This is a genomic window from Streptomonospora arabica, assembly GCF_039531585.1.
GTDB classification, from domain to species: domain Bacteria; phylum Actinomycetota; class Actinomycetes; order Streptosporangiales; family Streptosporangiaceae; genus Streptomonospora; species Streptomonospora halophila.
Genome location: NZ_BAAAQI010000001.1, coordinates 148,729 through 165,354 on the forward strand (window position 1 = coordinate 148,729; position 16,626 = coordinate 165,354).

At 75.8% G+C, this 16,626-nt stretch carries 13 protein-coding genes; 8 read left to right on the plus strand and 5 right to left on the minus strand.

Annotated elements, in window-relative coordinates:
* Nucleotides 1–17 precede the first annotated feature (17 nt).
* The 4 genes from ABD284_RS00640 (at nucleotide 18) to ABD284_RS00655 (ending at nucleotide 8,690) form a co-directional block, all read left to right on the plus strand.
* Nucleotides 18–1,727 carry a DUF2397 domain-containing protein gene (locus ABD284_RS00640; RefSeq protein WP_344139664.1) on the plus strand — a complete coding sequence of 570 codons (1,710 nt, stop codon included), beginning with the start codon at nucleotides 18–20 and terminating at the stop codon, nucleotides 1,725–1,727.
* Nucleotides 1,724–3,100: a TIGR02678 family protein gene (locus ABD284_RS00645; protein WP_344139667.1), complete on the plus strand. Its 1,377-nt coding sequence runs from the start codon at nucleotides 1,724–1,726 to the stop codon at nucleotides 3,098–3,100. Before ABD284_RS00640 ends, ABD284_RS00645 begins: the two co-directional genes overlap by 4 nt.
* 279 nt (nucleotides 3,101–3,379) lie before the next feature.
* Nucleotides 3,380–7,825: an SbcC/MukB-like Walker B domain-containing protein gene (locus ABD284_RS00650; RefSeq protein WP_344139670.1), complete on the plus strand. Its 4,446-nt coding sequence runs from the start codon at nucleotides 3,380–3,382 to the stop codon at nucleotides 7,823–7,825.
* Nucleotides 7,826–8,075: 250 nt separating this feature from the next.
* Nucleotides 8,076–8,690 (plus strand): superoxide dismutase, encoded by a 615-nt coding sequence (locus tag ABD284_RS00655; protein WP_311543403.1) that lies wholly within the window; start codon nucleotides 8,076–8,078, stop codon nucleotides 8,688–8,690.
* Between the two features lie 103 nt (nucleotides 8,691–8,793).
* On the opposite strand, the gene ABD284_RS00660 is transcribed toward ABD284_RS00655, so the two are convergent.
* The 3 genes from ABD284_RS00660 to ABD284_RS00670 form a co-directional block, all read right to left on the minus strand.
* Nucleotides 8,794–9,468, minus strand: a complete 675-nt coding sequence (locus tag ABD284_RS00660; protein ID WP_344139674.1) for an HAD family hydrolase — start codon at nucleotides 9,466–9,468, stop codon at nucleotides 8,794–8,796.
* A 128-nt stretch (nucleotides 9,469–9,596) separates the two neighbouring features.
* On the minus strand, nucleotides 9,597–10,223 hold the full coding sequence (locus ABD284_RS00665; protein ID WP_344139677.1) for a DUF4126 domain-containing protein: 627 nt from the start codon (nucleotides 10,221–10,223) through the stop codon (nucleotides 9,597–9,599).
* A gap of 186 nt (nucleotides 10,224–10,409) precedes the next feature.
* Complete coding sequence (locus tag ABD284_RS00670; protein WP_344139680.1) at nucleotides 10,410–10,664, minus strand: DUF2630 family protein; 255 nt, start codon at nucleotides 10,662–10,664, stop codon at nucleotides 10,410–10,412.
* Nucleotides 10,665–10,902: 238 nt separating this feature from the next.
* Between ABD284_RS00670 and ABD284_RS00675 the strand changes: the two genes are divergently transcribed.
* From ABD284_RS00675 to ABD284_RS00685, 3 genes are all read left to right on the plus strand, one after another.
* On the plus strand, nucleotides 10,903–11,517 hold the full coding sequence (locus ABD284_RS00675) for a hypothetical protein (RefSeq protein WP_344139683.1): 615 nt from the start codon (nucleotides 10,903–10,905) through the stop codon (nucleotides 11,515–11,517).
* A 245-nt stretch (nucleotides 11,518–11,762) separates the two neighbouring features.
* A complete protein-coding gene (locus tag ABD284_RS00680; RefSeq protein WP_311543607.1) occupies nucleotides 11,763–12,050 on the plus strand; it encodes a metal-sensitive transcriptional regulator in 288 nt (95 codons plus the stop codon).
* 47 nt (nucleotides 12,051–12,097) lie between these two features.
* Nucleotides 12,098–12,304 carry a heavy-metal-associated domain-containing protein gene (locus tag ABD284_RS00685; RefSeq protein WP_344139686.1) on the plus strand — a complete coding sequence of 69 codons (207 nt, stop codon included), beginning with the start codon at nucleotides 12,098–12,100 and terminating at the stop codon, nucleotides 12,302–12,304.
* Nucleotides 12,305–12,464: 160 nt separating this feature from the next.
* Here ABD284_RS00685 and ABD284_RS00690 read toward each other — a convergent pair whose 3' ends face one another.
* The gene (locus tag ABD284_RS00690; protein ID WP_344139689.1) at nucleotides 12,465–13,838 is read right to left on the minus strand and encodes an NAD(P)/FAD-dependent oxidoreductase; all 1,374 of its coding nucleotides are present in this window, start codon (nucleotides 13,836–13,838) and stop codon (nucleotides 12,465–12,467) included.
* 466 nt (nucleotides 13,839–14,304) lie between these two features.
* Entirely contained in the window at nucleotides 14,305–14,877 is a 573-nt protein-coding gene (locus ABD284_RS00695; RefSeq protein ID WP_344139692.1) for an SACE_7040 family transcriptional regulator, read from the minus strand.
* A 136-nt stretch (nucleotides 14,878–15,013) separates the two neighbouring features.
* Between ABD284_RS00695 and ABD284_RS00700 the strand changes: the two genes are divergently transcribed.
* Nucleotides 15,014–16,624, plus strand: a complete 1,611-nt coding sequence (locus tag ABD284_RS00700; RefSeq protein WP_425573271.1) for a carboxyl transferase domain-containing protein — start codon at nucleotides 15,014–15,016, stop codon at nucleotides 16,622–16,624.
* Nucleotides 16,625–16,626: the final 2 nt, after the last annotated feature.

Sequence of the window (16,626 nt, forward strand, 5' to 3'; positions counted from 1 at the left end):
CTAGGTTGGGGCGGGTCATGCGCAACGACGACGCCGAACGGCCCCCGCAGAGCTCCGGAGACAGCGCCCCCGCACCGGGAACCCGACCGCCCGGCAACGCGCACGCACCCGCTGAGGCCCCTTCCGCCGCGGCGGAGGAGCCCACCGGCGACGGCGCCGACCGGCTGCGGCTCTACGGCTACCTCACCGCGCCCGAGCGCCGCACCTACCTGGCGGTCATGCGGCTGTTCACCTCCACCCTCATGGCCGACCTGGGCGCCGGGGAGGTCGCCGCGGCCCTGGCCGGGGCCGAGCGCCGCGGCGAGATCGACGCGGGCGAGTCCCGGCTGGAGGTCGTCGTCGACCGGCTGGAGCAGCTCGCCCGCTGGGGCAACCTCGTGCCGGGCCGCCGCGAGCCCGCCGCCACCATCGCCGAGTTCACCAGAAGCCGGGTGCGCTACCAGGCGGCCAAGCTCGCCGTGCGCATCCAGCGCGACGCCGAGGACGTGCTCAGCGTCGCCGAGGGCGCCCGCGAGGTCTCCCGCGAGCTGCTGCCCGCCATCGAGCGCGGCCTCGCCGACATCGAGAGCACCCTCGCCGAGATCCTCGGCGCCGAGCAGGGCCGCGGACCGCAGGCCGCGTCGGCGCGCGGCCTGCGCGAGCGCCTGGCGCAACAGGTGACCACCCTGTTCCTGCAGCACGAGGAGTTCGCCGCCGCCGTACGCGACTTCTACGCCTACCTCGGCTCGGTCATCGCCCGCTACGACCTGGCACCGGCGGAGACCGCCGGGTTCAAGCACATGCTGCTGGAGTACGTCGAGCTGATCGCCCAAGACGTGCTGCGCCACTCCGAGCCCGTGGTGCTGCGGCTGGGCGGGCTGAACCGCAGGCGCGACGAGCTGCTGGCGCGGCTGGACTCCGGGCCCGGCGGCGACCTCGCCCCGCGCCCGGCCCGCTCCGGCCAGACCGAGCTGATGGAGCGCGCCCCCGGCCGGCGCGCCGCCGACTGGGAGCAGCTGACGGGGTGGTTCGTCGGCCGCCCCGGCCGCCCCTCCGAGGTCGACGAGCTGCGCGAGGCCACCAGCCGCGCGATCACCGCCCTGTTCGCCAACGTCAAGCGGGTCACCGGCGCCGGAGGCGTGGGCCCGGGGCGGCGCCGCGACCTGGTCAAGCTGGCCGGCTGGTTCGACTCGGCCTCCCCGGAGACCGCGCACGACCTCTACGCCGCCGCCTTCGGCCTGTTCTCGGCGCGCCACCTGGCGCTGGCCGCCGACGACGACGCCCCCGACCCCGCCCGCACCTGGCCGCAGGGCAAGCGCATCGACGTCGAGGTCAACGTGCGCAGCCGCAGCGAGCGGGCGCCCGGCGGACCGGCGCCGCGCATCAGCGACGACCCGCTGGGACGCGCGGCGCTGCTGGAAGAGGAGGAGCGCCGCCGGGGCAGACGCAGCGCCGCGGTGGGCGAGCTGGCGGCGGCGCGCGGCGACCTGGCGGGCGCGCGGCTCTCCAGCGACGCGCTGGAGGTGCTGTGCGAGCTGCTGACCCTGGCCGGCGCCGACCGCGACGGGCCGGCCGACCAGGGCAGCGCCTCCGACGCGGCCACCGGGCTGACCGTCGTGCTGGAGCCGCGCCCCCGGGGCAGGGTCGCGCGCATCGGTTCCGAGCTGGGGGCGCTGGAGCTGCACGGTGTCGACGTGCGCCTCAGCGTCGAGGACCCGCTGCTGCCGGACGCGGAGGGGGCGCGATGAGCCGCCGCGACCCGCTCACCGGCGGCGAGACCGCCGCGTTCGACGGGCTGGACGAGATCGAGGCGGCGCAGGTGCGCCGGTGCGCGCGGGTGCTGCTGCGGCGCCCGCTGCTGCGGGCCGAGGGGCCCGACGGCGAGGCGCTGTCGGCGGTGCGGCGCTACGCCGACCGGCTGCAGACCCTCTTCGCGGGCTACCTGGGCTACCGGCTGGTGGTGGAGCCCGGCTTCGCGCGGCTGTACAAGACCGGGCGCGCGCCCGACGGCATGCGCGGCGCCCACAAGCCCAACGGGGCGCCGTTCACCCCGCGCACCTACGCCTACCTGGCGCTGGTGCTGGCGGTGCTCACCGGAGGCCAGGGCCAGCTGCTGCTGTCGTCGCTGGTCGGTGAGGTGCGCGCGCTGGGCTCCGAGGCGGGGCTGGAGTTGGGTGCGGGCATCGTCGACCGGCGCGCGCTGGCCGCGGCGCTGCGCCACCTGATCGACCTGGGCGTGCTGGCCGAGACCGACGGCAGCGTCTCGCCGTGGGCCGAGGACGCCGAGCGCGAGGCCCTGCTGACCGTCGACGCCGAGCTGCTGGGCCACCTGGTCGCCGCACCGCTGGGACGCGCCGACGCGCCCGAGGAACTGGCGGGCGTCGCCGACCGCGGCGCCGGCGCGGACGGCGGACGGGTGCAGCCGGGCGGCGGCGCCGAGGAGCGCCACGGCGTCCGGCGGCGGATCACCGAGGACCCGGTGGTACCGCACTCCTGCCTGTCACCGCGGGAGCGCGACTGGCTGCGCGCCAACCTGGGCGCCGAGGCGCGGCTGCTCGAAGACCTGACCGGCCTGCGGCTGGAGGTGCGCGCGGAGGGTGTGCTGGCCGTCGACCCCGAGGGCTACCTCACCGACCGGCACTTCCCCGGCACCGGGACCGTGGCCCGCATCGCGCTGCTGGCCGCCGCCGAACTGCTGGACCGGACTCCGGACGCGGACGGCGCGGACGGCGCCGGCGGCCGGCAGCGCGGCGACGGGCAGGGTGCCGGCGCCGAGGAGGGCTGGGTGCCCGTCACCGCCGAGCGGCTCGCCGCCACGGTGGCCGAGCTGGCCGAGCGCTACCCGCGCGCCTGGTCGCGCGAGGCGGTGCGCGACACCGGCCGCCTCGCCAGATCGGTGACTCAGACCCTGGCCCAGTCGGGACTGGCCCGCACCGGCGCGGACGGCGCGGTCGAGATCAGTACCGCGGCGGCCAGGTACCGGCCGGTGCCCGACGGCCCGGTGGGCCCCGAGGCCGGCGGCGCCGACGCCGAGGAGGCGCCCGCCGGCGACGACGCGGGCGGGGCGCCCCGCACCGGCGGGGCCGCCCCGCCCGGCCAGGACGCCCTCTTCGGGGTCTGAGGCCTGCCCCGCTCCGCGGCCCGGCACCGCGGCTCGCGCGCCGGGCCCGCCGGCGCCGCGCGGCGTCGGCACCGTCTTCTACCCTGCTCGGCAGGGGTTCGGTTGCATGTCCGCCTTCGGCGGAGGACTCGTGGGAGGTACACCATCGACGCCAGTGAGCCCGATCAGCGGGCGGTCGCCGCGGACGTGGCCGGCGCCGACGCCGGTGCCGGTGCCGGTGCGCCGCCGGAACGGGGCGGTGCGCGCCCGCGCGAGCGGTGGCGCCTGCACCGGGCCGGTGTGGTCAACATCTGGCAGTACCGCGACGAGGAGTTCGACCTCTCCGGCGGCCGGGTGATCTTCAAGGGCACCAACGGATCGGGCAAGTCGCGCACGCTGGAGCTGCTGCTGCCGCTGTGCCTGGACGGCGACCTGCGCAACATGGGCTGCAAGGGCTTCGACACCGTCAGCATGAGCCGGCTGATGCTCGACGACTACGCCGAGGGCAGCATGCGCCTGGGCTATGCCTGGACCGAGCTGCGCAGCACCGCGTCCGACGGCACCGAGGAGTTCGTGACCTGCGGCGTAGGCGTGAAGGCCAGCGCCTCCAGTCGCCAGGTCAGCGACTCCTGGCGGTTCATCACCCCGCTGCGGGTGAACAAGGACTTCGCGCTGACCGAGCAGGACCGGCCCGTCAGCCAGGCGCGGCTGCGCGAGCGCATCGGCGAGGACGCCGTCCTCGGCGGCCAGGAGGCCTTCCAGCAGCGGGTCGCCGCGACCGTCTACGGCATCAGCGGCGGCAGCCGCTACGCCGACCTGCTGCACCTGCAGCGCACACTGCGCAACCCCGACATCGGCCTGAAGGTGCTGCAGGGCCAGCTGGAGCAGCTGCTCTCCGACGCGCTGCCGCCGGTCGACCCCGACGTCATCTCCCGCACCGCCACCGGCCTGGACAACCTCGAAGGCGTGCGGCGCAACGTCGCCCGGCTGCGCCGCGCCGACACCGCGCTGGGCGCGTTCCTCGACGGCTACGGCGGCTACGCACTGGGGGTGCTCACCGACCGCGCCGCCAAGCTGGAGGCCGCCGAGGCCGAGGCCCGGCGGGCCGAGGGCGGGCGCGCCAAGCGCGAGGCCGAGCGCGCCTCCGCCGAGGAGGCGCTGCGCGGCGCCGAAGCCGAGCGCGACGCGGTCACCGAGCGCGCCGACGCGGTGCAGACCGAACTGGAGGCGCTGAAGGCCTCACCCGCCTATAGCGCGCTGGGCGACTTGGAGGACAAGGAGGCCACCGTGGCGTCGCAGCGGCGGCACGCCGTGGCCGCGCTGGAGAACGCCGCGGGGCTGCGCTCGGCCGAGGAGCAGTCGGTCGGCGCCGTCGAGCGCGCCGCCGGGCTGGTCGACCGCCTCGGCGCCGCTGCGTCCTCGGGCGCCGCCGAGGCCCGCGAGGCACTGGAGGGCGTCGGTCTGGCCGCGGCGCTGGGGCGGCTGCCCGAGCCGGCGCCCCAGGCGCGGCGCGGGCGCACGGCCGAGCGCGTGCTGCTCTCGCCCGAGCCCGGGGCGCGCCCCGAGGAGGTGCACCGGGAGACCGCCCCCGAGGTCTCGGCGGCCGAACTGCGGGAATCGGCCGAGCGCGCGGCCGAGCGCGTGGACGAGGCGGCCCGGGCGGCCGCCGAACGCGGCCCCGAGCTGTCGGCGCTGCGCTCGCGCGCCGAGCACCTCGACGAGGACGACCGGCGCGTCCGCGGCCTCGGTGAGCAGGCCGCGCGCGCCGCCGAGGACGCCGACGCGGCCGCCCGCAGGGCGCGCGAGGGCGAGGAGCGCCTGCACGCGCTCGGCCGGGCCTGGGCCGAGGCGGTCGCGCGCTGGCACGCCGAGGCGCTGCCGGCGGACGACCGCCCCGAGCCGGGCGAGCTGCCCGAAACACCCGACGGCGACGCGGTGGGCGCCGACCCCGAGGCCTTCCGCGGCGCCCACCGCGACGTGCGGACCGCCCTGGCGCCGCGGGTGCGCGGCGCGCAGCACGCGGTGCTGCAGGCCGAGCAGCGCCTGGCCGGGGCCCGCGACGAGCGCGCCCGCCTGGACGCGGAGCTGGTCCGGCTGCGTGCGTCGGCCGAGGTGGAGCCGCCCTCGCCGGCGCTGTCCACCGCCGAGCGCTCCGCCGACCGGGGAGCCCCCTTCCACCGGCTGGTCGACTTCGCCGACGGGGTGCCCGCCCCGGCCCGGGCGCACCTGGAGGCGGCACTGGAGGCCGCCGGACTGCTCACCGCCTGGGTGCGCGCCGACGGCCGGGTCGGCGGGCCCGACGACGGCGACGACACCCTCGCGGTTCCGGGGCCGCAGTGCCGCGGCCCGTCGCTGGCCGACGCGCTGCGCCCGGCCGCCGGCGACACGGCGGTGTCCGAGGAGGCCGTCGAGGCGCTGCTGCGCTGCGTCCCGCTGCTCGCCACCACCGAGGACGACCCCGGCGACGGCGCCACCCTCGCCTCGCTGGCGGAGCCGCGTCCCGGACTCGGCGACGCCGACCGCGCCCGCCTGGACGCCGCCTGGCACAGCGGGCTCGCCGACGCCCGGGTGGCGTCCGACGGGCGGCTGCTCGCCGCCGACGGCACCGAGCTCCCCGCCGACCCGGCCGGGCAGCCGGCGCTGGCCGACCTGCTGCGACCGGCGCCCGGAGCCGTCCGGGAGACCGTGGAGCACGCGCTGCGCGCCTACCGGCTGCCCGCGGCCGGGGCGGGCGTTCTGGGCGGCCTGGCGTTCGGGCTCGACGGGCGCTGGCGGTCCGGCCCGCTGCACGGCCGGCACCGCAAGGACGCCGCCGAGCACATCGGCGCCGGCGCCCGCGAGGAGGCGCGGCGGCGGCGCGTCGCGGAGCTGGAGGAGCACGGCGCGCGGTTGAGCGCCGACGAGGAGTCCCTGCGCGCGGAGCTGGCGGCCGCCCAGCGCCGCGAGTCGGCGTGGAACACCTGCCTGGAGGCCTTTCCCGACATCGGCGAGGTGCTGCGCGAGCACATCGAGACCCGGTCGCGCCGGTCGGCGGCCGCCCGCGCCGCCGCCGACGCCGAGGAGGCCGAGGCCGAGCACGCCCGCACGCGCGCACGGCTCGGCGCCGAGCGGGCCGAGCACCGGCGCGCCTGCGCCGAGCTGGGCGTGGTCCCGGGCGCGGCCGAGCTGCGGGAGCTGTGCGAGCAGGCGCGCCGCGCTGCCGAGGCGCTGGAGGGCGTCGGCTCGCTGCTGCGCCGCGACTACAGCGAGGCGCTGCGCTCGCTGGCGGCCGCCCAGGAGGACCACGCCCGCACCGTCGAGTCCCGGCGCAAGGCCGAGGACGACGCCGCCGAGATCCACCGCGCCTACACCGAGGCCCACGCCGTCCTGACCACCCTGCGCGAAGGGCTGGGCAGCGACGCCGAGGAGGTCGGCGCGCGCATCTTTGCTCTTCAGGAGGAACGCGGCGAGCTGCGCAACCGTGCGCCCAAGGCGCAGGGCGAGGTCGAGGCGGCCATCAAGGCGCTCGCCGACGCCGAGGGACGCCTGGACGCGGTCGAGGGGCGGGTGCGCGAGGCCCGCGCCAAGGTCGCCGACGCCGAGGACGCGCTGACCGACGCCGCCGGCGTCGGCGGCGTGTGGGAGGCCGCCACGGGCCTGGTGGAGCCGCCGTTCGACCGCGCGGAGCTGCGCGCGGCGCTGTCCGCAGCCGCGGCCGAGCGCGCCGCCGACCGCGGGGACGGGGCGGCCGAGCCGTCCGGGGCGTCCCGCGGCAAGGGCGGGCGCGGCGGGGGCAAGGGCGGAGCGGGCGACCCCGCGGCGCTGGAGCGCGACCTGATCGCGCGCCTGCAGGCGCTGCAGTCCTCCCTGGCCGGCACCCACGACGTGCAGGCCGACCGGTACCGGGCCATCCTGACCGTCACCGTCAGCGACGAGGCCGGGACCGCGCCCGTGGCCGCCACCGCCCGCGCCACCGCGGCCCGGCTCGCCCAGGCCGAGGACAACCTCACCGCGCGGGAGGAGGGCGTCTTCGAGGAGTACCTGCTCGGCGACATCGCCGAGGAGCTGCACCGCCAGATCGGCGCCGCCGAGGCGCTGACCCGGCGGATGAACACGGTGCTGGAGGCCGCCCACTCCAGCCAGGGCGTGCGGGTGGAGCTGTCCTGGGAGCCCTCGCCGCAGCTCGACCCGGCCGAGCGGTCGGCGTTCGCACTGGCGAAGAAGCCGCTGGCCCGGCGCAGCGCCGAGGAGAACGACCGGCTGCGCCGAGCGCTGATGGACCGCATCCGCGCCACCCGCGCCCAGGGGGCCGGCGCCGGCTACGCCGAGCTGCTGTCGGGGGCGCTGGACTACCGCCGGTGGTACGCCTACCGGGTGCGCATCCACGACACCGGGCCCGACGGCCGCCCGCGCGACCGCCGCATCCGCCAGCTCTCCTCGGGCGAAACCCGCCTGGTGTCCTATGTCACCCTGTTCGCCGCCAGCGCCGCATTCTACGACGCCCTGCAGAGCGACGCCGAGGGCCCCCTGCGCATGGTGCTGCTGGACGAGGCCTTCGAGCGGCTGGACGACCCCACCATCGCCCGGCTGCTCGAACTGCTGGTCGACCTGGACATGGACTGGGCGATCACCTGGCCCTCCGGCTACGGGGTCTCGCCCAGGATCGACCGGATGCACATCTACGACATCCTCAAGCGCAAGGGCGCCTGGGGTGTGGCCTGCGCCCGCACGACCTGGAACGGCGCGGGCTTCGAGCGGGCCGGGTGAGCCCGCTCGGCGGCCCGTGCGCGCGGGCCGGCCGCGCCCGGCGCGCCGGGCGCACTCGGGGGCGAAGCCGTGGGGATAGGAAGCGGGCGGCCTGGGTAGAGCGCGGGGGTGAAGGGCCCGGATTATTCCCGCCGCACCCTGTCAGAAGGGCTATACCGGCGGGCCGGGGCGGCTGCTGATAGCTTCTTTACCGGCGATCGCGTTCGCCCCGAATCCTTTTTAACCGCGTCAGAGGAAGGTGCGTAGAAACATGCCTGCGCCTTACGAGCTTCCGGAGCTGCCCTACGACTACTCGGCGCTGGAGCCGTGGATCTCCGGTCAGATCATGGAGCTGCACCACGACAAGCACCACGCCACCTACGTCTCGGGCGCCAACACCGCGCTGGAGAAGCTGGCCGAGGCTCGGGACAAGAACGACCTGAGCACGGTCAACCTCCTGGAGAAGAACCTGGCGTTCAATCTGGCGGGGCACATCAACCACACCGTCTTCTGGCCGAACATGTCGCCGGACGGCGGCGACAAGCCCGAGGGCGAGCTCGGTGCCGCCATCGACGACCAGTTCGGGTCCTTCGACGCGTTCCGCGCCCACTTCGGCGCCGTGGCCACCGGTGTGCAGGGCTCCGGGTGGGCGATCCTCGCCTGGGACATCCTCGGCCAGCGCCTGATCATCGAGCAGCTCTACGACCACCAGGGCAACCTGGCGGCCGGCTCCTACCCGCTGCTCATGCTGGACATGTGGGAGCACGCGTTCTACCTGCAGTACAAGAACGTCAAGGCGGACTACGTCAAGGCATTCTGGAACGTCGTCAACTGGGCGGACGTGCAGCGCCGCTTCGACGACGCCCGCAAGGTCCAGCTCGGCTGAGGTCCCCTCGGACCCCGGGCGCAGCGAGTGAACGAGGGGCGGCACCGCCGGTGCCGCCCCTCGTCCCGTCCGACGGCCCGCCGAGCGGCGGCGCCGCGCCGGCTCAGGCGCACAGGGCGGCGACGGCCTCCCTGGGGGTGTCGACCACGGGGTGGCCGGTGGCCTCCAGCCGCTCGCGGCTCATCATGCCGGCGGCCACCAGGACCGCGTGCGCCCCGGCCTCGGTGGCGGCGCGGCCGTCGTCGTCGATGTCGCCGACGAGCACCACCGTGGAGGGGTCGACGTCCAGCTCGGCGAGGTGGGCGGCCAGGTGGTGGGACTTGGAGCCGTCGCGGGTGTCGAAGCGCCGCCCGTCCACCCGCGCGAAGTGGCGCTCCAGCGCGCGCTGGGCGACCAGCGTGGTGACGCTGTCGTGGGAGGCCATCGACAGCAGCGACTGCGACCCGCCGTAGGCGCGCCAGTCGAGCAGGATGTCGGGCACACCGTCGGCCAGGCCGCAGGAGGGCAGCAGCTCGGTGTAGTGGTCGTCGTAGACGCGGTTCAGGCGCGCCCACTCCTCCTCGGCCAGGGAGCGGCCCAGCAGCTCCTCGTAGCAGTCGAGCAGCGGGCGGCGGAAGAAGGTGCGCCAGAAGTCCAGTTCGACGGGGTCCCGGCCGAACTCGGAGCAGACCCGGTTGAGGGCGGCCATGTTGGCGTGGTTGTCGTCGAGCAGCGTGCCGTTCCAGTCCCAGACGATGTGCGTGACGCCGTTGAGGCGAGCGAACCCGTTATCTACCACGCTGAGCACTCTAAGACACGGCGGCGGCCGAACCGACGCCGACCTGGGCACCAACGGGGCGGGAGCCGGGAGCCGTACCCGGGCACCCGGGCACCCGGGGGCTGCGAACCGGGTACCGCCAGCGGGTGTCAGGGGATGCGCGGAGCCGCCGAGCTCCGCGGCTCGCGCCGCCTGCGCCTGCGGCGGCGCCACGCCCAGACGCCGACCGCCGCCAGCAGCACGGCGGCGACCGCGGCCAGGACCGGGGCGAGGACGGCCGCGACCGAGGTCAGGACGCTGGCGGCGTCCTCGACGACGCTGACCACGGGGCCGCCGGCACCGAACGTCACGGCGTTGAGGACGGGGCGCGCGCTCGCCTTGAGCAGGTGGAAGGCCAGCGCGATCAGTACGCCGGCGGCGATCTGCCACCAGGCCGCTCCCCCGCCGCTCCCGTCGCCGCCCGCCCACGAGGCGATCTCCGTGGCGGTGGTGGAGGAGGCGCCGGCGCCGAAGGTGATGCCGCCCGATGTGGGACGCACGACGGTCTGCACCGCGTCGTTGAGGCTGTCGACGGCGGGGATCTTGTCGGCCGCGACCTCCAATGCCAGCAGCACGCCGAGGATGACGAGCACGGCCGGGTTCTCCAGCCACTGCCATCCCGGGCCCAGCGGCAGCAGTTCCGTGTAGCGCGCGATGATTCCGACGGTCAGCAGGGGGACGTAGGCGTTGAGCCCGGCGGCCGAGGCGAGCCCGGTCCCGGTCAGGATCTCCAGCATCGAGGGGCGGCCCGATCCGTCTCAGCAGCTCTGGGCACCGGAGGCGGCGCCGTCCGCGGGGGCGCGCCGACCGGCCGGTGCGCGGTCACCCGGTGAGACGCCGGAATCGGGCCTCGGGTTCCCCGCACGGCGCCCGTTCACCGCCGGCGCCGGCTCCGGCCCCGTGCCCTGCTGCTCCCTCGGAACCTACTGCCGGTAGCCCTCGACCTCGTCGGCGGGGCGCACATGCACGGCGTCGGGGTCGTCGCCGAACTCCTCGCGTGCACGGCGCTGGCGCAGGAGGTCCCAGCACTGGTCGAGCTCGCGCTCCAGGCGGCGCATCCGCCGGCGCTCCTCCGGCGTCAGCCGGTGCTCGTTCTGCTCCCGCAGGTCGCGCTCCTCGGTCACCAGTTCGCTGATGCGCCCGAGGAGGCTGCTCTCCTGGTTTCCGGCCTCGCTCATACCCCCATGGTCGGTCGGCCCCCGTGCGCTTGGCAAGCGCCGGAGTGCTCCTCCGGCGGCCGCGGCGAGCTGCGGATTCGCCCGCCGGCGGGTGCGGTCGGGCCCCGGCGAGTACCCGGCAGGTCTGAGAACCGCCTCCTGAGGGGACTGTTCCCGACACGGGCGCCGGCGGCCGCCTCTCCGGCGGTGCCGCCGGCGCACCCCTGCCCCCACCCCCTCTCACCCTTCGGAGACATCGATGCGGATCTACGCCGACCGCCCCCTGCGCTTCCTCGTCCAGTCCGGGGCCGACCTGCTGACCGCGGGCTGGATCGCGGCGTGGGTGTGGGCGGGCCTGACACTGCACGAGGCGCTCGCCGCCCTGGCCGAACCCGGCGAGCTGATGGAGTCGGCGGGCGACGGCGTGGCCGAGAGCATGGCCGACGCCGCCGAGCAGGCCGAGCGGGTGCCGTGGGCCGGCGAGGGCCTCGCCGCGCCGTTCGGCCGCGTCGGCGAAGCGGGCGCCTCGCTGAGCGAGGCCGGCCGCGGGTTCCAGGAGACCATGGGCACGGTGGCGCTGTCGCTGTCGCTGATGACGGCGGTGGTACCGGTGCTTTTCGCACTGGTCGCCTGGCTGCCCACGCGGGGCCGGTGGATCCGCCGGGCCTCGAGCGCCGCGGCGCTGCGGTCGATGCCCGCCGACAGCGGTGCGCCTCTACTGGCGCTGCGCGCGCTGGCGACGGCGCGGCCCCGGCGGCTGCTGAAGGTCTCCCCCGATCCGGCCGGGGCGTGGCGCGCGGGCGACGCGGAGGCCGTCGCGGGCCTGGCGGAGGTGGAGCTGCGCCGACTGGGACTGCGGCCGCGCCGGAGCTGAGGCGGGCGTCCGCCGCCCGGCACGGAGCACACCGCTTTCGGGCGCTGCGGGCCGGGCGCCCCATGTGTGCCGGTTCGCGCCGATCGCCCCGCGGCGGCGGCGATACTGGGGCCACCGCGCCGCCGTCGGTATCGTGCCGAGGCGGCGAGCCGCGGCGCGGGAATGCCGCACGCACATAGGGCGCTGCTATACCCGAAGGGGGTATATTGATGGCTGAAGAGCGGGACACCGGGGAGAGCACCCAGATGGCCACCTACGGCTACCACGACAACAAGAAGAGCCACCTCGACCGGCTCAGCCGGATCGAGGGGCAGGTGCGTGGCCTGAGGCGGATGGTCGAGAGCGACTCCTACTGCATCGACGTCCTCACGCAGACGGCCGCGGTGAACAAGGCGCTGCGCTCGTTCGCGCTGTCGATGCTCGACGAGCACCTCAAGCACTGCGTCGGGCACGCCGTCGCCAACGGCGGCGAGGAGGCCGACGAGAAGGTGCGCGAGGCCTCCGAGGCCATCGCCCGGCTGGTGCGCTCCTGACCCGCCCTCTCGGAACCGACACATCCGTTTACGAGGAAGGGACCGCCGTGGCCGCCACCACCATCACCGTCAAGGGCATGACCTGCGAGCACTGCGTCAAGGCGGTGACCGAGGAGGTCTCGGCGCTGCCGGGGGTGACCTCGGTCGAGGTCGACCTGGGCAGCGGCCGTGTCGACGTGAGCAGTGAGAGCCCGCTCAGCGGCGAGCAGCTCGACGCCGCCGTCGACGAGGCGGGCTACGAGATCGTGCGCTGACAGCGCCCGCCGGCGCCGGACGCCGGCGCCCGGGAGCATGCGTGCGGGCGGCGGCCGCAGGCCGGCGACCGGGAGGCCGCCGCCCGTGGGGCTGTGCGGCTGACCGCGAACGGGTCGGCCGGTCCCTCCGACCGGTCCGGCGCCGCCGGACCGGGAACCGTCAGCCGCCCTCGGGCTGCGGAGCCGACTCCAGCAGGCGCGCGCTCTCCCGGCGGGCGCCCTGCGGGTCGAGGTAGTGGGCGGCCTCCAGGTCCACGAAGGTCGAGGGCTTGCCGCGGTGGAAGCCCAGCCGCGCCACCTCGCCGCCGGTTACCGCCCGGATCATCCAGTTGGCCGCGACCCGCGCGCGGGCGGGGTTGGAGGGCAGCGACCACAGGTGGTATCCGCGGGTGACCGCGAACGCCGGGAACCCCGAGAGGTCGTAGCCCAGCGGCCGCGCCACGGCGTCGCGCCCGCTCAGGTCGACGACCAGTCCCAGATCCTTGTGCAGGAACGTGCGCTTGGGCCGACCGGTCAGCGAGGCGATCACGTTGTCGGCGGCCACCGTGCCCTGGCGCTCGGCGTACTGGGCGGTGGGCGGGCACACCGCGCCCTGGTCGTCCTTGCTGAGGTCGGGCACTGCCGCGGCGTCGCCAAGGGCGAACACGTCGGGCAGGTCGGGCACCGCGAGGTCGGAGTCCACCACGAGCTTGCCGCGGCTGGTCTCGGCGCCCAGGGAGTCCATCAGCGGGCTGGGCGAGGTGCCGGCCGTCCAGATGAGGGTGCGGCACGGCAGCATCCGGCCGTCGGTCAGCGCGACCTTGTGCTCGGTGACCTCCCTGACCGTCACCTCCAGCTTGACCTCGACGCCCATGGAGCGCAGCAGGTCCAGCGCCTCCTCGCCCAGCCTGGTGCCCAGCTCGGGCAGCAGCCGCGGTGCGATGTCGACCAGGTGCCAGTTGATGGCCGAGCGCAGCGACGGATAGAGGCGCGCCGCCTCCTCCGTCAGCCGGCGCAGGGACGCCGCGGTCTCCACACCGGTGTAGCCGCCGCCGACCACGACGAACCGGCAGCGCTCCTCGCGCTCCACGGGGTCGGTGGTGGCGTTGGCCAGTTCCAGCTGGGCGAGCACGTGGTCGCGCAGCACGGTCGCCTCGGCGAGGTTCTTGTTGCCGAACGCGTGCTCGGTCAGGCCCGGGATGTCGAAGACGCGGGTGAGGCTGCCCGGCGCGAGGACGAGCCGGTCGTAGCGCTCGACGGCCGGCTCGTCGGAGATCTTGCGGATGAGCACCGCCTTGGCGTCGGTGTCCACACCGATGGCCGACCCGGGCACGATGCGGGTGCGGTGCAGCGAGCGGTGCAGCGAGACCGCCAGGGACTGGGGCGTCAGCAGTCCCGAGGCCACCTGCGGCAGCAGCGGGCTGTAGAGCATGTAGTCGTTGGGCGCGACCAGCACGATGTCGGCGGCGGACCTGGGTATGCGGCGTTCGAGGCGCTTGAGGGCCTGCAGCCCTGCGAATCCCGCGCCAACCACCACGATGCGAGGCCGTGCCATGGTCGATCCACTCCCCCTTAAGCCGCCGTGCGGTGCGGGCCGGCCCGGCGCCGCCTGCCGCCGGCACCCGCCGGGCGCACGAGTCCGTCTGCTGCTCGGGCTGCCCGAGCGCCTCGCGGTCAAACGTCGGCCCGGTGGCGCGGGCCCCGGCCGCGACACGCCGGCGAGTGCCCGCGGGCGGGCGGCGGCCCCGTCCGCCGAGGCCACCGGCCCTTCGGTCGAGGAGACCACCGAACGCCGCGGCCTGGGAGGCGGGCTGCGCCGACGGTTCCACGGAGAGCCGGGCACGAGCCCGGCCGCCTGCCGCCGTGTCGTCGCGGCCGGAGCGGCCGAGGCGGCCGCCGCAGGTGCGGCCGGGACCGCTACGGGACGGCGCGCGGGCGGACCGCCGCCGTTCGGCCGGGCGCGGGCACGGCGCGGTTCTCTCGCGCCCGCTGGAGGGCCCCTGGGCGGCGCGGCGCGGGTGTCAGGACTCCGCCAGCAGGGCGGCCCGGCCCATGGACAGCAGCAGCTCCGCCATGGGCTCGGGATCCAGCTGCTGGGCGCTGTGCGGAGTGGAGTTGAGCAGGCCGAATGCCGCGTGCACGGCGGCGCGCAGGGTGGGCGGGTCGGCGTCGGGGCGCAGGCGGGCCAGCACGCCCACCCACTGCTCGACGTAGCCGCGCTGCAGGCGGCGGATGCGGCGCCGGTCGGGTTCGGCGACGTTGCCGAGCTCGCGGTCGTGCACCGTGATCAGCGCCGGCTCGGTGAGCGCGAAGCGGATGTGGCCGCGCAGCAGCTCGTCCAGCGCCCGGTGCGGGTCGCCGCAGGCCTCGGCGCGCTGCCTTCCGTCGGCGGCGAGGCGCTCGCTGACCTCCAGCAGCATCGCCCCCAGCAGCGCGTCCTTGCCGGGGAAGTGCCGGTAGAGCGCAGGGCCGCTGGTGCCGACCGCCTTGCCCAGGTCGTCGATGCTGACGCCGTGGAAACCGCGCGCGGCGAACAGGCCCGCCGCGGCCCGCAGGATCTCGGCGCGGCGGGCGCCGGCGGTGCGGCCGGCCATCGGCGCCTCCTTCCCTCGACCCGGCAGCGCCCGGACGGAGCGCGCGCTCAGCACTGGACACCGACGTTAACGCACACTAACATCACCGATGTTAGCGTTCATTAACAGCGGAGGCGAACCCATGCCAACGGCACCGGTGCTCAGCTCGGCCGTCGACACCGAGGGCGCCGAGTTCGCGGCCAACGCCGCGGCGAACCGCGCCCTCGCGGCCCAACTTCGCGAGCGCCTTGCCGCCACCGCGCTGGGCGGACCGGAGAAGACCCGCATCCGCCACACCGAGCGCGGCAAGCTGCTGCCGCGCGAGCGCGTCGACCGGCTGCTCGACCCCGGGTCGCCGTTCCTGGAGCTGGCACCCCTGGCCGGCTGGGGGCTCTACGGCGCCGACGGCCACGACGCCCCCGCCGCCGGGATCATCACCGGCATCGGGCGCGTATGCGGGCGCGAGGCGGTGATCGTCGCCAACGACGCCACGGTCAAGGGCGGCAGCTACTACCCGATGACCGTCAAGAAGCACCTGCGCGCCCAGGAGGTCGCGCTGCACAACCGGCTGCCGTGCGTGTACCTGGCCGACTCCGGCGGCGCCTTCCTGCCGATGCAGGACGAGGTCTTCCCCGACCGCGAGCACTTCGGGCGCATCTTCTACAACCAGGCGACCATGTCGCAGCTGGGAATCCCGCAGATCGCCGCCGTGCTGGGCTCCTGCACGGCCGGCGGCGCCTACGTCCCGGCGATGAGCGACGAGGCCGTGATCGTCCGCGACCAGGGGACGATCTTCCTGGGCGGCCCGCCCCTGGTGAAGGCGGCCACCGGCGAGGTCGTCACCGCCGAGGAGCTGGGCGGCGGCGACGTGCACGCGCGCGTCTCCGGTGTCGTCGACCACCTGGCCGAGGACGACGCCCACGCACTGGCCGTCGTCCGCCAGATCGCCGACACGCTCGGCCCGCGCGGCGAGCCCGCCTGGGAGCGGGCGGAGCCGCGGCCGCCCGAGCTGGACCCCGCCGAGATCCACGGCGTGGTGCCCACCGACACCCGCACCCCCTACGACGTGCGCGAGATCATCGGGCGGGTGGTCGACGGCAGCGAGTTCACCGAGTTCAAGGCCGAGTACGGCAGCACCCTGGTATGCGGGTTCGCCCGCATCCACGGCCATCCCGTGGGGATCGTGGCCAACAACGGCATCCTGTTCGCCGAGTCGGCGCTCAAGGGCGCGCACTTCATCGAGTTGTGCGACCGGCGCAGCACGCCGCTGGTGTTCCTGCAGAACATCTCGGGGTTCATGGTCGGACGCGACTACGAGGCCGGCGGGATCGCCAAGCACGGCGCGAAGATGGTCACGGCGGTGGCCTGCGCGCGGGTGCCCAAGCTCACCGTGGTCGTGGGCGGGTCCTTCGGCGCGGGCAACTACAGCATGTGCGGCCGGGCGTACTCGCCGCGGTTCGTGTGGATGTGGCCCAACGCGCGGATCTCGGTGATGGGCGGCGAGCAGGCCGCCTCCGTGCTGGCCACGGTCCGGCGCGACCAGCTGGAGGCGCAGGGCCGGGAGTGGCCGGGCCAGGAGGAAGAGGAGTTCAAGGCGCCGATCCGCGAGCAGTACGAACGGCAGGGCGACCCCTACTACTCGACCGCGCGGCTGTGGGACGACGGCGTCATCGACCCGGCCGACACCCGCACCGTGCTGGCGCTGGGTCTGGAGGCCGCCCGCTACGCCCCGCTGGAGCCGGTGGGCTACGGCGTGTTCCGGATGTGAGG